Origin of the sequence: Trichocoleus sp. FACHB-90 (assembly GCF_014695505.1) — a bacterium.
GTDB classification, from domain to species: domain Bacteria; phylum Cyanobacteriota; class Cyanobacteriia; order Cyanobacteriales; family FACHB-T130; genus Funiculus; species Funiculus sociatus.
Map to the genome: position 1 here is coordinate 111,120 of NZ_JACJOK010000069.1, position 14,435 is coordinate 125,554.

The window sequence follows — 14,435 nt, forward strand, 5'->3', positions numbered from 1 at the left end:
TGCAATTCGATACAATAAAATAATGCTCGACTTAAATACCTTATCCGAATTCTCGCGCACCCACTGTATCGCCATTTGTGCGTTTCTGGTTCCAGCCAACTTGGTTGCTACCACGCTGACAGTAGTTGCCGCTGCACGCCGTCGTCCGCCAGTCCAAGTATGGCGGAGTGCGATCGCGGCAATTTTCTTTGCTTTAGTAATGGTATTTCACGTCTGGACTTGGTTCCAGATAGGCGTGGTGATGGCTCCTACCTACATCCTGCTGTGGCTGGGAAGCACTTGTCTTGTCGCCAGCCTAGCAGCGATCGCCTACAATCACCACACCACTCGCTCAAGCCGCAACTACGCCACTGCACCGACTGCTGCTAACAATCCTTGAAACAGTTTTATGCCATCAGTGCCGCCCAGCATAGCGTCTGAGGCGCGTTCTGGGTGCGGCATCATTCCCAGTACATTTCCCTTAATATTGCAAATCCCTGCAATATTATTTATAGAACCGTTGGGATTGTCTCCTTCATAGCGGAAGACGACTTGATTGTTATCTTCCAACTTTGCCAGAGTATCGGCATCGGCGTAATATTGACCTTCGCCGTGGGCAATTGGTAATGTGATAACTTGCCCAGATTTGTATTCTTGCGTCCAAGAGAGATTAGTGCGCTCGGCTTTGACAGGAGAGCGATCGCAAATAAAATGCAAATCCCGATTTCGTACCAAAGCCCCAGGTAACAATCCCGCCTCAGTTAGCACCTGAAAACCGTTGCAAATACCCAAGACAAACTTACCCTGTGAGGCGTGTTCGATTGTTGCTTTCATTACTGGGGAGAAACGAGCGATCGCGCCGCAACGCAGATAATCCCCGTAGCTGAAACCACCCGGAATCACCACCACATCTAAATCCGAAATATCAGTTTCTTCATGCCAAACCATTCGCGTCGGCTGAGAAAGCATATCGCGAGTCACATAGGCGACATCGCGATCGCAATTTGAACCTGGAAAAACCACAACCCCAAATTTCATTTTTTTTCCTTCTCCCAAAAACCCTCCTTCCTCTTAGCCCCTCCCCGTTGACGGGGAGGGGTTGGGGTGGGGTGAAAAACCTAAATCACGCCTGTCTGCGCTTCCACCTCAATTAATTCAAACCGATAATTTTCAATTACCGGATTTGCCAACAACTGATCGCACATCCGATCCAATTGCTGACGCGCCTCATCCTCCTCAGATGCCGTTACCATCAGCTCAATGTACTTCCCGATTCGCACCTGCTCGACATTTTCATATCCCAAATGCTGCAAACTCGACTGTACCGCCGTGCCAGCTGGATCGAGAACTGAAGGTCGGAGCGTCACGTAAATTTTAGCCTGATATTTCAGATTCACAGACGATTCCCCAATTTTTCACTTCCAATGTCACAGATGTACTATTTTAAAGCTGGACGGGTGCAAGATGGGTGATCTTCGATGATCTAACGTGGAAATAGAGACTGTTATCAGTTAAAACCTGAAAAGATTAAGAATATCTAAACCAGATGAGACCATGAAAGCCCAACGCACCCGCAGTCAGGATCGGATTCTGAACCTGCTCAAGACAATGAACCGAGCTGTCTCAGCTCAGGATATCTATGTAGAACTTCGCAATCGCGATCAGAGTATGGGTTTAGCAACAGTTTATCGCTCTTTGGAAGCTTTGAAACTAGAAGGCGTAGTGCAGGTGCGGACGTTGGCTAGTGGCGAATCGCTCTACAGCAGTGTCCAGCAAGACAAGCATCACCTGACTTGTTTGCAGTGTGGAGACTCAATTCCCATCAACGAATGCCCAGTTCATAATCTGGAGACGCAGTTGCAACAGTCGCACTCCTTTAAGATTTTTTACCACACGCTGGAGTTTTTTGGACTATGCGATCGCTGCTCTATCGCTCCTGTTGCTAGTGAAAACAGCTAACTGAAGGATAGCTAATGGCTAATTGTTCATCGCCATTAGCCATTAACTAATTAAGCGTCTTCGTCTAAATCTAAAAATTGCGGCTGATTAGATTCTCCCACAATCGAGCGAAGTCCCTCCAAAGTACCAGGAATGCTGCGGGGGTCCATAAACATCACCTTGCTGCTGTCACTCTTGCCAATCGTCGTCCCCATTTCGATATAATTTTGGGCTACTAAGAATTGCAGAGCTTCTTGGGCATTGGCATCAGTTTTGAGGATTCTTGAAATCACTTGCATCGCCTCAGCTGTAGCCTGAGCTTTAAGAACTTGCTGTTGACGTTCGGCTTGAGCTTTGAGAATGATTGTTTTTTGTTGACCTTCCGCCTCCAGAATTGCAGATTTTTGACGAGCTTCTGCGTCTAAAACTTGCGCTTCAGCCCTACCTCTAGCAGAGTTAACTGCTGATTCTCGTTCGCCTTCAGATGTCAAAATTGCCGCCCGTTTGCGACGTTCTGCCGACATTTGTAATTCCATTGATTCCTGTACCGCCTTGGAAGGAACAATATCTCGCAGTTCTACCCGCGTGACTTTTACTCCCCAAGGATCGGTAGATTCGTCCAGTTCTTTTAGCAAAAGTTCATTAATTTGAGTACGGGCTGTAAAGGTTTCATCTAGTTCTAATTTACCCATTTCTGAGCGAATTTGAGTTAATACTAAATTCACCATTGCTGACTGGAGATTTTCCACTTTATAGTAAGCTTTCTCTAAATCCAAAATTCGCCAGTAAACTACAGCATCAGCAGTGATAGAAACGTTGTCGCGGGTAATACATTGCTGGGGAGGAATGTCTAGAACTCTTTCCCGAATGGTTGCTTGATAAGCTACTCTTTCATAAACTGGAATAACAAAATTTAGACCCGGCTTGAGTTTCTTGCCGTTATATTTACCCAAAGTTTCCACTAAAGCTTCGTTTCCTTGGGTTACAATTTTGACACCTGAGAGGGCAGAACCACCCAGGACTAAAGCTATCAATAAACTAAAAAATGATTCCATTTTAAACCTCGTTCTTTGTAACTCGTCCGATTAGAATATTAGGACTATGACTTCAACAGATTTGCTGGCAGCACAATCAGAGTTGTGCCTTCGCGTCCCACAATGTAAACTTTTTGATTGGGAGCGATCGCTAGTTTCTCATCCCCACACCTTGCCCGCCAAGAACTACCTTCGTATAGAACCCTACCCGTCTCTCCTGGCAAAATCTCTGAAACGGTTTGAGCCTCGGTAGCATTTTCAATAGACGATACCCGACGCTTCGGCATCAAGCGATGGCTGAGGTAGACGAAAGCAGTGGAAAGCACCAGCCAAAGCGCCACCTGAAAAGCCCCCTTCAGTGGTAGCAGCATCGTAACCAGCGCCACCACAAAAGCGCCCATGCCCATCATAAAGGCGGTAAAAGCCGTTGGTACAAACAGTTCTACTAAGCAAAGCATTGCCCCTACTATTAACCAAAACATAGTCAGGTTCAATCCAAAGAAGCTTCCCAGCAACCCCATAAGTGGAGAGGTATTTATTTGCCTTACCAGTAACCAGATCGTCATAAAACTCAATCCCTTCTTGATAGCAGGCGTGAGTGTAGTTATTGAGGTACAATCCACTATTCCACTCTAGCCAGTTAGGATTGGAAGACATCGTGACTTTATTATTTACTACAACACTTCATCTATGTTTCCGAGGAAAAAACTCAATTTTTCTTATTGACAGTATGATTTAAGATTTTTGTATAAAAACTTTAATTTATGAACAGTTCCCAGTTTCAACGCGAACCGAAGGACATCCTCTTAGGACATCGCTATCTTTGGGCAGCTAACCCAGCCGCAGCAGCGATCCCACCTGGCGAGTTAGTACAAGGCAGATATCAGGTTGTTGCACCTCAAATTTGGCGGGATACCCTTCCCGAACAGCCGCCTCACCCCGAACAGTTGCCAAACAGCGTTTACCCTTACCTGCGTTTGTATCCCCAGCGCCTCCACGTCCCGGAGGCTTATGGATACGCTGTGCTAGAAACTTCGACTGCTGCTGTCGAAATTCTCTTACTGGATGCGCCAATAGATGCGACTGGCAAGCTTGTCCCTTCTTTGGTGGAAGCTTTGCCGCAAGCACCAGCAGTGCGTCAGATTTATTGGCTTTGGCAAATTTTGGAACTTTGGAAACCTTTAGCAGATAATGGTGTATCTTATAGCCTTTTAGTGGAAGACAATCTTCGGGTAGACGGGTGGCGGGTGCGCCTATTGGAACTTTACGCCGATCCAGTCGAAGACACGGGTATAGGATTTTCCCCAACACATAACGGTAATGGTGCATCAGACAAGTCAGATGTTGTTACCCAAGCATTTGTGGAACTGCCACTGGAAGAAAGCGCAACTTTTGTTCCTAGTCTCTATGACCTGGGTTCGTTATGGGCTAGATGGTGTAGATTGATACACGTATCGGTGGCGACGCAGGTTTTAGAGATATGCGAACAGATGCAAGCCGGGAATACTTCCGAGAAAGCGATCGCCCAAAAGCTGAATCAGCTATTACTGGAACAAGCCGCCCTTTTGCCCTTGCGCTTGCGGGTTGCTGGAGCAACAGATACTGGCCCTCAGCGCGACCACAACGAAGATACTTGCTATCCCACAGTACAGGATTCAAAAGCAGACTACACTTCTCTGAATGACCCACTGCTTCCCCACTTGAGCATCGTTTGCGATGGAATTGGCGGTCACGAAGGCGGAGAAGTTGCCAGCCTTCTAGCAGTACAATCCCTGAAGTTGCAAGTGCGGGCGCTTCTGGCGGAGGTGGCAGAACAGACGGAAATGGTGCAGCCTGAACTCCTGAAGGAGCAGCTGGCAGCAAGTATCAGAGTGGTGAATAACCTGATTTCCTCCCGAAATGACGAACAAGGCAGAGAGTCCCGGCGACGCATGGGAACGACGCTAGTTATGGCGCTTCAGTTGCCACAAAAGATTAGTCCCAACCCGCAAACCTTATTAGACAACGCCCACGAACTCTACATCGCCAATGTTGGGGATAGCCGCGCCTACTGGATTACTCCCCATTCCTGTCAGCAGCTGACTGTAGACGATGATGTTGCTTCTAGGGAGGTGCGCTTGGGGCGCAGTTTCTACCGCGAGGCATTGCAGCGCCCCGATTCTGGCGCACTTACGCAGGCGTTGGGTACGCGGGATGCTGAGTTTTTGCGTCCCAACGTGCAACGGTTCATTGTGGAAGAAGACGGCTTGCTGCTGCTGTGTTCCGATGGTCTAAGCGATAACAACTGGGTTGAGCAATCTTGGGCGGATTTCGTGGAGCCTATTATGCAAAGCAAGATTCCTCTAGAGGCAGCGGTTCAGTCATGGATTGAGTTGGCTAATCAAAAGAATGGTCACGATAATACGTCTGTGGTAATTACTTACTGCCGCGTTTCCCCAGAGTATCCAGTGTTACTCAACCTTGGGGAGATAGGCAGTAAAGCTCTAATGCCAACAGTCAACCTGCAACCTGAGATTGTCGAAGGGGCAGTTTACGCTGAGGCTGTGCCTTCTCAAGAAGTTCCGGTTCCGGCAACGCCACGACAGCGCCGCCATAAAACTTTAGCTTTATGGTTGGGGTTATTGCTGCTGCTGATTGGAGGCAGTATTGCTGGGTTGTACGCTTGGCGGAAATATGATGAACGGGGGTTCAATCAGATGCGCGATCGCATTTTTCCACCCTCAGCCCAGCCTCTACCCTCGCCAGATACTGCCTCCCCATCACCGCTACCACCACCCTAGGGGCTGGGGACTGGGTACTGGGTACTGGGTGAAGAATCTTCAAGGGTTCCCAATCCCCAATCCCTAATCCCAAATCCCAAATCCCCAATTCCCAATCCCTAATCCCCAATCCCTAATCCCCAATCCCCAATCCCCAATCCCTAATCCCCTTAGTACCTTCCTGTGCAAAAATATAAAATTGTTCAAAATAGCACTTTGCTGGACGCTGGGTAGAGAGAAGCCGCTGGATAGGCAATGCTCCCAGTTCAATGTTGTGGAAGCGGGAATCCCCGCTTGCAGACTGCACCAGTTTGGCTCAGATACCCAGCCGGAGATTGTAAGAATGAAAGTTGGCGATCGCGTTCGCGTCATCAAATCTGTAATTGTTTATCACCATCCTGAAAACAGGGGTAAACCTTTTGATGTCAAGGATCGGGAAGGAGAAGTTATCGGGTTTGCAAATGAATTACACGGCAAACCCATAAGCGCTAACCTTCCCGTTGTAATCCAGTTTGAGAAAAAATTTAGAGGTCATTTCCGCGAAGATGAAATAGAAATCATCGAGTAGGCTAATTGCTAATGGCTAATTGTTGACTGCTATTAGCAATTAGCCATTTATTTCTTACGGCGATTAAACCAGCCGAATATGTTGATGTCACCCCGCATTTTCTGCAACTCTCGGCGGTTGCTTTCTGCCGTCATGTAATACCATTCGGAGTAAGATTTTAACTCTTCCCGGTATTGCACTTCTCGGTAAAAATCGTGAGTCGCCCGGTATGTGGCAAAGACTTCAGCAGCTGGTTGAGTCCCAATGATAATTCGTAGTATCTTTTGTGACATGATGATTAGGGGTTATTTATTTTGGATTTTGAATTCAATCTAAAATCTAAAATCCAAAATTGATTAAAGCCAGCCTCTCAGGCGATAGATTACTATTCCAATGTATTCTTTTAAAGCTCTAGTTGACCGTTGTAACCTTTCCGCGTCTGGTAGAACATTCAGCACGGTAGATTGGATGCTGCTGTTGGTTTCGCGTAAGTCGGTTTGTGTTACCAGAAAGTCGGTAGGTGCTGCGATCGCTTCTATGCCCTGACGCTTGAAAATCAGCAGCGATCGCGGCATATGAAATGCTGAAGTAACTAATAATACCCGACCAATCCCTCGCGATCGCAGGATTTGCCGCACATTCACTGCATTTTCGTAGGTGTTGAGCGAAGTGGGATCTTGGAGAATAGCATCTTTTGGGACACCTAATGTTTCCAATATTACCGCCATATCCCCTGACTCCGACGCTCCAGATCGTCGCCAGTCAATACGTCCGCCGCTGGCAATTACCAGCGGCGCTTTGCCCTTGCGGTATAACTCGGCACCATACAGGACGCGATCGCCTTCTTCGCTCAAATCGACACCGGAACGGGGTGGCGAAGCTGGCTTAGTAGCGCCTCCCAAGATGACGATGGCTTCTGCCGATGGGAGTTCTGCGGCTGAGAGATTTTGCCATTCCAGGCTTCGCATCAAAGCGTTACTCACCCAGCCATTACTCCCCACCAATAGAGCAATCAAAGCCAAAGAAATCGGTATAGGAGTCCAGCGCGATCGCTTCCACCACAATACAAGTGCCACAACCATCAGCACGCAGGCAAATCCCAAAGGGTAGAAAAATAGCGGTAGCAGTTTCGAGAGAAATAAAAACATAAAAGGTTAAATAGCAGCAACAAACAGAGGGGATTCAGCGCATAAAACTGACAGCCCTCATCAGAGAGAAGTATAAGAGGTCTAGAGGGAAATGGAAAATTAGCCATTAGCCTAGTTGATATCTTCTCTCACCACTCCCTCAATTTCTAGAATCAAATCGGCACCATAAACTTTGGAGGGTGTTTGAAAACCTACACTCACCTGTCCGGCAAGCACCTTGGTTACAATTGCCAAAGCCGTCATTGAAGTGAGAGTATAACCTTCCGGGCATTGTAGCCGCGATCGCTTGCTTGAGCCAGAATCTGACACCTCTCCCCACAGCCTAGTTACACCTTCCTTTCTCTGTGCATCTGTTGGCCCTGGCGCTTGAGATTGAATTAGACGTTTCTGTAAATTCTGTACTATAGGCAACCCCAGCAACCAGCCCAGATATCGACTTGCCACCATAGCCCGATAAGCAGATTCGGAGACAGCCGTATAAACCTCAATGTTGGGAATCCCTGTGCTGTAAAAGGCTGTAGATACGTCTCCCCAAGGAATTGTCGTGGTTAAAACTGCGCCTTGTCCAAAATCAATCATCCGAGTTTTCCAGGCAGCAGGAACCGGAGTAAGAACCCCACCACGCCGTACCAAACCGCCTTTATCCTGCGCCTCCACCATCGTCGTTGCAGTTCCTCGCGACATATTACCTGCGGTGAAACCAAGGGCGAGATGTGTTGCTGAGGGCATCTGTGCTTTGAGGTAAGATGCTAGACAATCAGAGGGGACGACATCAAAGCCTACGCCAGGAAGCAGCATCACTCCTGCGGCCTTGGCTTCAGCATCTTTGGCAGCCGCTGCCTCAAAGACTGCGACTTCCCCGGTAATATCCAAGTAGTGAGTTTTCGTCCGCAAGCACCCTTCAACCATTGGCTGTGAGGTTTTAGAGAAGGGGCCAGCACAGTGCAGTACGGCTGCTACATCCCCTAAAGCCGCATCCACGGCAACCGAATTGTCTAAACTAAAGGCGCGGTGTTCTAAACCAAGGGATGTCGCTAGCGGCTCCAATTTATCGGCATTGCGTCCAGCCAGGATAGGGCGTAACCCTCGCTGCACCGCTAATTTGGCGATGAGGGTTCCGGTATAGCCGTTAGCACCGTATAACAAAAAGTTTGATGACATTGGTAAAGGTATAGATACACGCCAGACAGAACACATCCCGCTTTGCGATCGCTGTATTTGTGCTGCTTCTTAAATCGGGATATTCTTCTATTGTGCCGTCTTGCTTGGAAAACTATGCTTGAAGCAATTTTATTTGACTTGGACGGGACTCTGGTAAACACTGACCCAATCCATTACAAGGCTTGGCAGGAAATATTGAGAAACTACGGTTTAGAAATTGACGAAACCTTCTACAAAACCCGGATTAGTGGACGACTTAACCCAGTTATTATTCAAGATATCTTGCCACACCTGTCGATAGCAGAAGGGGAACAATTAGCTGAAGATAAAGAAGCTTATTTCCGGGAATTGGCACCAGAACTAAAGCCGCTGGATGGACTTTTGGATATGCTGGCATGGACGGAGGAATTGAAGTTGCAACGAGCTATTGTTACAAATGCTCCACGCAAGAATGCCGAATTCATGCTAAAAGTTTTGGGATTGACAGATGCTTTCGCCAAAGTTGTTTTAGCTGAAGAAGCAACAGCGGGCAAGCCTGACCCTGCTCCTTATCAACTGGCTCTGAATCATTTTGGCATGAGTGCCGAACAAGCGATCGCATTTGAGGACTCTCCCTCTGGCATTCGTTCATCTGTAGGCGCAGGAATTACTACAATTGGCATCGCCTCCACCCACGACCCCAAGGTTCTCGACGCATCTGGGGCATTATTCACTGTTGCTGATTTCACATCTTCCCAGTTGTGGACGTGGCTGGTTTCTCCCTCTTGACCCCTTCCCCACCTTGCCTACTATGAGGCGACCGCCTCATAATCTATCCCAAGGGGGAAGCAAAGACTTTAGCCGCAGCGTGCTTAGTGCCGCCATCAAGGGCTAAAATTCCAGACACTATCTACTTGAATCCCTCCGCCATCTAAAGAATAGCTAGAGTTTTCACCTTAAAGACTACTGATTATTGCTGCGGTTTTCCCGACTATCCCCGGTGCGGTTCACACTAGAAGGAGCCTCCGGATTGCCTGGGGGTATAAGTATATCAACCTCGTGGAGTGTCAAGTTAGCCGAAGCACGCACAGGCGTACCATCAGGCAGAAACATGGTCAGTTCGTAGGACAATTGTTGCACAAAGCAACGCAAGTATTCCTGAGCGCCCCAGGTAAACAGATAAACTGGTGGAACCTCTTGACCATCGGGAAACTCAACAGCTTTTTTCAATTTGTTGATGTACCAGAGGACGCTTGTGCCTTCTTCGTAGGTATCAAACAGGATATCTGAGATGGTGAGCTTGTAAGGATCGATACTTTGAAAGCTGACTTTGGGTAGTCCCTTCCCAGTCCGCGCTCCTTGAGAGGCATTAATTTGAACGCTTCGATTGAAGGATAGTTTGGTGGGATTGAACATAAATTCGATGGTATCCACACCCTGTGCTGGAATCTTGGGAATGAGTTTGGCTTTGACTAGGCGAGTAGTGGACATAATATTCTCCTAAGTAATGCTACTGGCATTTTTTTTAGCGGTGCGACATTCAAATTTTTGAAACAGCCTATGGCTTTCCCGTATCAATTATCATTAAAGGCAAAGTTAATCCGATTTTTGCAAAATCCAAAATGGTATAACTTTACCAAGGCAGGCGACCGGAGTAGTTGTTCCCTCTACGCTCTCTTTCTATCTCCAACCGTTGCTTTATAAAACTGTAAATTTCACGAGCCAGAATCTCCAGGTTATCAACTCCTTCGTCTTCTGAGAAATCTTTGTCTGACTGATGCGCCTCTACTTCGCTACCACCAGATGATTCCATCAACTGTCTAAGAGCTTCCATCCCGGATGCTGATGTGCGCCCGGAGGTATTGGAATATGCTTGGATAACACCGTTCGCCCTATCGGTATGTGGGGAATCAACTGTTGAGTACGAGTTTCTGGAATCTGACGAGGAAATAATCGGCTCTTGCCAACCCCTCTCCTCTAAGAGGGGCTGTACAATCATTGAGTTGCTTGAGTCTGATGTAGTCTCACCTATTAAGTCGGCGATGCTAGACCATGATGTTGGTATAGTTTTAGCGATCGCAGAATCTCTTGCTAAGGGGATTGAAGATTGGTTGGATTCTGGTAAATCTCCCGCCTGTTGCGATCGCAATTTTTCTTCTTCAAAGGAGGAAGAAATGCTTCTTTGAATTGTCGGCTTTACTTCCGAGTCCCCAAATTCTTGTCCCTTATCCCCTTCCTCTGGCATTTTCTGGATACGGGTAGGTAACTTTGAAGGCGAGAGCAAGGATTCTTCAACGTTAAGAGTTGTCTGTTCTGGAAATTTGGAACCGAGCAAATTGGACTGAGTTAATGGGCTGAGGATGGATAGATTTGTCAAAACTGTAGGCAATTGAGGGATTTCTTCAATTTGCTGGCGAGGCTCTGTTTCCCCTAAAGGTTGGATAATATTGGCTTGTGTATTCGGCGTACTTTCTGACACCTGTTTGTTATCGGTGGCAGAAGATATCGGTGCAGCTTCTTCCACCTTATCAGCCAAATCTTCCCTAGCTGTCGGCACCTGGGATTGTGCAGATAACTGATTATCTAACAGAGGTTGTACAACGCCGCTTTCTGTATTCGCTGTAATTTTTGACACCTGTTTGTTAGAAGTGTCAGAAGATATGGGAGCGATCGCTTCCTCTACCCGACGAGCCAAATTTTCATGCAGTTGAGTCGGTATCGGCGCAACAGAAGAAGGTGCATTGATTTCTGAAACTGCTTCTTCTGTTGCCTTCCTGGGTTCCTGTTCCGATAGAAGTTGAACAAGCGGAACATCTGGTGTCGTGACCGAAGATGCCAGAGAAGGGGCTGTGATGTCTGATTGGGTAAGGGTTTTCTCAGAAGCGATCGCTGGCATTTCTAGTGATTCTACCTTCCGTCCCACAGAAAACGCCATCGCTTCCGTAACATTTGACAACACTGCTACCTCACTCGTTTGTTCTGCGGCTGGCTGTGGTGGTAAGGGTGCTGCGTCTGGTGTAGTTTTCTGCTCAATTCCTTCGGTTGTAGCTGGTGTTTGAGTTTCTAATTGCGCTTGTACTTGAATTGAGTTTGTTGTCGTAACTTGCGGCGTTTCCTCTAACGTTGTGACAGAAGCTAAAGCTGCGAATTCTGACTGAGCCTTATTTACTTTAGACGCTCCTTCTGGTGAAGTTCCCGATTCAATTCCTTCAGTTTTTGTAGTTAGTATTTTACTTTCTAATCGTGGTTGTACCGTCGCGTCTGTAATCGTAACTTCCGGCGTTATCCTTGTTGCAACTTCTTCCTTCTCTTGAGTTACTTCCCCAGTTACTTGTGAGGCAGTTACTGACTCAATTCCTTCTGCTGTTGTAGTTGGCGTTTCTGTTTCTTTAAACGCTTGTACTTGAGTTGCGTCTGTAATCGTAACTTCCGGCGTTATCCTTGTTGTAACTTCTTCCTTCTCTTGAGTTACTTCCTCAGTTACTTGTGGTGCAGCTACTGACTCAATTCCTTCTGTGTCGTCAGCCGATATTTTACCTTCTAATCGAGGTTGTACCGTTACGTCTGTAACCGTAACCTCCGGCGTTGCTGCTGGTGCGAGTGCTTCTTCCTGTTGAGTTACTTCATCAGCTACTTGTGGTGCAGCTACTGACTCAATTCCTTCTGTGTCGTCAGCCGATATTTTACCTTCTAATCGAGGTTGTACCGTTACGTCTGTAACCGTAACCTCCGGCGTTGTTGCTGGTGCGAGTGCTTCTTCCTGTTGAGTTACTTCATCAGCTACTTGTGGTGCAGCTACTGACTCAATTCTTTCAGTTTTAATAACTTGTGTTTGTTTTTCTAATCGCGGTTGTATTTGAGTTGCGTCTGTAATCTTAACTTCCGTCCTTATCGTTGGTGCGAAATCTTCCATGTCTTGAGTTACTTCATCAGCTACTTGTGGTGAAGCTCCCGACTCAATTCCTTCAGCTTTAATAACTTGTATTTGATTTTCTAATCGCGGTTGTACCCTTGTCTCTGTAATCCTAACTTCCGGCGTTGTTGCTGGTGCGAGTGCTTCTTCCTCTTGAGTTACTTCATCAGCTACTTGTGGTGAAGTTCCCGACTCAAGTCCTTCTATGTTGTCAGATGATCTTTGATTTTCTAATCGCGCTTGTAACGTTGCATCTGTAATCGTAACTTGCGGACTTATTGTTCGTGCAAAATCTTTTTTCTGTTGAGTTACTTCATCAGCTACTTGTGGCGCAGTTACTAACTCAATTCCTTCAGTTTTAATAACTTGCGTTTGATTTTCTAATCGCGGTTGTACTTGAGTTGCGTCTGTACTCGTAACTTGCGGACTTATTGTTCGTGGAAAATCTTCTTTCTGTTGAGTTACTTCATCAACTACTTGTGATGCAGTTCCCGACTCAATTCCTTCAGTTTTTGTAGTTGGTGTTTCTGTTTCTTTAAACGCTTGTACTTGAGTTGTGTCTGTACTCGTAACTTGCGGACTTATTGTTCGTGCAAAATCTTCTTTCTGTTGAGTTACTTCATCAACTACTTGTGGTGCAGTTACTGACTCAATTCCTTCAGTTTTAATAACTTGTGTTTGATTTTCTAATCGCGGTTGTACCCTTGCCTCTGTAATTCTAACTTCCGGCTTTGTTGCTGGTGCGAATGCTTCTTTCTGTTGAGTTACTTCATCAGCTAATTGTGGCGTAGTTACTGGATCAATTCCTTCTGTCTTGTCAGATGATATTTTACTTTCTAATCGCGGTTGTACCGTTGCGTCTGTCCTCGTAACTTGGGGACTTATCGTTGGTGTGAATCCTTCTTTCTGTTGAGTTATTTGAGAATTTACTTGTGGTGCAGTTACTGGATCAATTCTTTCTGGGTTGTCAGCTGATATTTTACTTTCTAATCGTCGTTGTACTTGAGCTGTGTCTGTACTCGTAACTTCCGGCGTTGTTGCTGGTGCGAAATCTTCCTTCTGTTGAGTTACTTCATCAGTTACTTGTGATGCAGTTCCTGACTCAATTCCTTCAGTTTTAATAACTTGTGTTTGATTTTCTAATCGCGGTTGTACCCTTGCGTCTGTAATCCTAACTTCCGGCGTTGTTGCTGGTGTGAATGTTTTTTTCTGTTGAGTTACTTCATCAGCTACTTGTGGTGCAGTTCCTGACTCAATTCCTTCAGTGCTTTCAGCCGATACTTGACTTTCTAATCGCGGTTGTATTTGAGTTGTTTCGGTAATCGTAACTTCCGGCGTTGTCGCTGTGTCTAATTCTTGTTTCTCTTGAGTTATAGAAGCTACTTGTGGTGCAGTTATTGACTGAATTCCTTCAGGGTTTTCAGTTGATATTTTACTTTCTAATCGCGGTTGTATTTGAGTTGCGTCTGTAATTGTAACTTGCGGCGTTTCCGAAAGAGAAGACAAAATGGCGACATCTTCTTCCTTGCCTTGATTAATTTTATAAGTTACTTGTGGTGCAGTTCCAGGCTTAATTACTTCTGTCCTCGAAGCTTGTTTTTCGGTTTCCAATCGAGGTTGTATCAGCGTGGATTCTTTTAGCTGCGCGACGACTGATGGTGCGGCTGCTGATGTAATGCCATCAGAGGCTGCAACCGATTTACTCAACTGTGAGGCTTGGGATTCGGCGAAAAAGGGTGAATTGTCGAATGGATTGTCCGGCGGCACTTCATCCGGCATTTCGCGGGAAAAAAATACCGAAGGATCAAATGCTGTAATTGCCCTTGCTCCCAGCGGATAGAGAAATTTCCGGCTAATGAAATTTTGTCCTAACGGATTAGCTGGAAGCAAGGGATTTTTGAAACCAAGGGGTTCCTGGGATGTTGTTTCTCCATCGGGAAGATTGTTCTGGGGCTGGGTGTCTTGAATTTCCGCCAT

At 46.5% G+C, this 14,435-nt stretch carries 15 protein-coding genes; 5 read left to right on the top strand and 10 right to left on the bottom strand.

Going from position 1 to position 14,435, the window contains the following annotated elements; all coding sequences use genetic code 11:
- Window positions 1-22 precede the first annotated feature (22 nt).
- Window positions 23-379, top strand: coding sequence for a hypothetical protein (locus H6F74_RS19955; protein WP_190443933.1), 357 nt, complete (start codon window positions 23-25; stop codon window positions 377-379).
- Here H6F74_RS19955 and purQ read toward each other — a convergent pair.
- Window positions 343-1,017 carry a phosphoribosylformylglycinamidine synthase subunit PurQ gene (purQ, locus tag H6F74_RS19960; protein WP_190443934.1) on the bottom strand — a complete coding sequence of 225 codons (675 nt, stop codon included), beginning with the start codon at window positions 1,015-1,017 and terminating at the stop codon, window positions 343-345. The genes H6F74_RS19955 and purQ overlap by 37 nt on opposite strands.
- An 80-nt stretch (window positions 1,018-1,097) precedes the next feature.
- The gene (gene purS, locus H6F74_RS19965; protein ID WP_190421235.1) at window positions 1,098-1,376 is read right to left on the bottom strand and encodes a phosphoribosylformylglycinamidine synthase subunit PurS; all 279 of its coding nucleotides are present in this window, start codon (window positions 1,374-1,376) and stop codon (window positions 1,098-1,100) included.
- Window positions 1,377-1,533: 157 nt separating this feature from the next.
- On the opposite strand from purS, the gene H6F74_RS19970 reads away from it, so the two are divergent.
- Window positions 1,534-1,938, top strand: coding sequence for a Fur family transcriptional regulator (locus H6F74_RS19970; protein ID WP_190443935.1), 405 nt, complete (start codon window positions 1,534-1,536; stop codon window positions 1,936-1,938).
- 50 nt (window positions 1,939-1,988) lie between these two features.
- On the opposite strand, the gene H6F74_RS19975 is transcribed toward H6F74_RS19970, so the two are convergent.
- Window positions 1,989-2,972 carry an SPFH domain-containing protein gene (locus H6F74_RS19975; RefSeq protein ID WP_190443936.1) on the bottom strand — a complete coding sequence of 328 codons (984 nt, stop codon included), beginning with the start codon at window positions 2,970-2,972 and terminating at the stop codon, window positions 1,989-1,991.
- A gap of 44 nt (window positions 2,973-3,016) precedes the next feature.
- Window positions 3,017-3,517, bottom strand: coding sequence for an NfeD family protein (locus H6F74_RS19980; RefSeq protein WP_242022223.1), 501 nt, complete (start codon window positions 3,515-3,517; stop codon window positions 3,017-3,019).
- 198 nt (window positions 3,518-3,715) lie between these two features.
- Here H6F74_RS19980 and H6F74_RS19985 point away from each other — a divergent pair, with 198 nt between their 5' ends.
- Window positions 3,716-5,731, top strand: coding sequence for a protein phosphatase 2C domain-containing protein (locus H6F74_RS19985; protein ID WP_190443937.1), 2,016 nt, complete (start codon window positions 3,716-3,718; stop codon window positions 5,729-5,731).
- A 112-nt stretch (window positions 5,732-5,843) separates the two neighbouring features.
- On the opposite strand, the gene H6F74_RS19990 is transcribed toward H6F74_RS19985, so the two are convergent.
- Window positions 5,844-6,017, bottom strand: coding sequence for a hypothetical protein (locus tag H6F74_RS19990; RefSeq protein WP_190443938.1), 174 nt, complete (start codon window positions 6,015-6,017; stop codon window positions 5,844-5,846).
- Between the two features lie 36 nt (window positions 6,018-6,053).
- Here H6F74_RS19990 and H6F74_RS19995 point away from each other — a divergent pair, with 36 nt between their 5' ends.
- Window positions 6,054-6,278, top strand: a complete 225-nt coding sequence (locus H6F74_RS19995; RefSeq protein WP_190421300.1) for a ferredoxin-thioredoxin reductase variable chain — start codon at window positions 6,054-6,056, stop codon at window positions 6,276-6,278.
- A 47-nt stretch (window positions 6,279-6,325) separates the two neighbouring features.
- On the opposite strand, the gene H6F74_RS20000 is transcribed toward H6F74_RS19995, so the two are convergent.
- The 3 genes from H6F74_RS20000 to H6F74_RS20010 form a co-directional block, all read right to left on the bottom strand.
- Window positions 6,326-6,550 (bottom strand): hypothetical protein, encoded by a 225-nt coding sequence (locus H6F74_RS20000; protein WP_190443939.1) that lies wholly within the window; start codon window positions 6,548-6,550, stop codon window positions 6,326-6,328.
- A gap of 63 nt (window positions 6,551-6,613) precedes the next feature.
- On the bottom strand, window positions 6,614-7,405 hold the full coding sequence (locus H6F74_RS20005; RefSeq protein WP_190443940.1) for a YdcF family protein: 792 nt from the start codon (window positions 7,403-7,405) through the stop codon (window positions 6,614-6,616).
- 111 nt (window positions 7,406-7,516) lie between these two features.
- On the bottom strand, window positions 7,517-8,566 hold the full coding sequence (locus tag H6F74_RS20010) for a saccharopine dehydrogenase NADP-binding domain-containing protein (RefSeq protein ID WP_190443941.1): 1,050 nt from the start codon (window positions 8,564-8,566) through the stop codon (window positions 7,517-7,519).
- Window positions 8,567-8,680: 114 nt separating this feature from the next.
- Between H6F74_RS20010 and H6F74_RS20015 the strand changes: the two genes are divergently transcribed.
- Window positions 8,681-9,334 (top strand): HAD-IA family hydrolase, encoded by a 654-nt coding sequence (locus tag H6F74_RS20015; RefSeq protein WP_190443942.1) that lies wholly within the window; start codon window positions 8,681-8,683, stop codon window positions 9,332-9,334.
- A 174-nt stretch (window positions 9,335-9,508) separates the two neighbouring features.
- Here H6F74_RS20015 and H6F74_RS20020 read toward each other — a convergent pair whose 3' ends face one another.
- Complete coding sequence (locus tag H6F74_RS20020) at window positions 9,509-10,036, bottom strand: hypothetical protein (protein WP_190421251.1); 528 nt, start codon at window positions 10,034-10,036, stop codon at window positions 9,509-9,511.
- 142 nt (window positions 10,037-10,178) lie between these two features.
- Entirely contained in the window at window positions 10,179-14,435 is a 4,257-nt protein-coding gene (locus H6F74_RS20025; protein WP_190443943.1) for a hypothetical protein, read from the bottom strand.

Coding starts and splice junctions, on each gene's coding strand:
- H6F74_RS19955 (WP_190443933.1), top strand. CDS start 23: ATGCTCGACTTAAATACCTTATCCGAATTCTCGCGCACCCACTGTATC.
- purQ (WP_190443934.1), bottom strand. CDS start 1,017: ATGAAATTTGGGGTTGTGGTTTTTCCAGGTTCAAATTGCGATCGCGAT.
- H6F74_RS19970 (WP_190443935.1), top strand. CDS start 1,534: ATGAAAGCCCAACGCACCCGCAGTCAGGATCGGATTCTGAACCTGCTC.
- H6F74_RS19975 (WP_190443936.1), bottom strand. CDS start 2,972: ATGGAATCATTTTTTAGTTTATTGATAGCTTTAGTCCTGGGTGGTTCT.
- H6F74_RS19980 (WP_242022223.1), bottom strand. CDS start 3,517: ATGACGATCTGGTTACTGGTAAGGCAAATAAATACCTCTCCACTTATG.
- H6F74_RS19985 (WP_190443937.1), top strand. CDS start 3,716: ATGAACAGTTCCCAGTTTCAACGCGAACCGAAGGACATCCTCTTAGGA.
- H6F74_RS19995 (WP_190421300.1), top strand. CDS start 6,054: ATGAAAGTTGGCGATCGCGTTCGCGTCATCAAATCTGTAATTGTTTAT.
- H6F74_RS20000 (WP_190443939.1), bottom strand. CDS start 6,550: ATGTCACAAAAGATACTACGAATTATCATTGGGACTCAACCAGCTGCT.
- H6F74_RS20005 (WP_190443940.1), bottom strand. CDS start 7,405: ATGTTTTTATTTCTCTCGAAACTGCTACCGCTATTTTTCTACCCTTTG.
- H6F74_RS20010 (WP_190443941.1), bottom strand. CDS start 8,566: ATGTCATCAAACTTTTTGTTATACGGTGCTAACGGCTATACCGGAACC.
- H6F74_RS20015 (WP_190443942.1), top strand. CDS start 8,681: ATGCTTGAAGCAATTTTATTTGACTTGGACGGGACTCTGGTAAACACT.
- H6F74_RS20020 (WP_190421251.1), bottom strand. CDS start 10,036: ATGTCCACTACTCGCCTAGTCAAAGCCAAACTCATTCCCAAGATTCCA.
- H6F74_RS20025 (WP_190443943.1), bottom strand. CDS start 14,435: ATGGCGGAAATTCAAGACACCCAGCCCCAGAACAATCTTCCCGATGGA.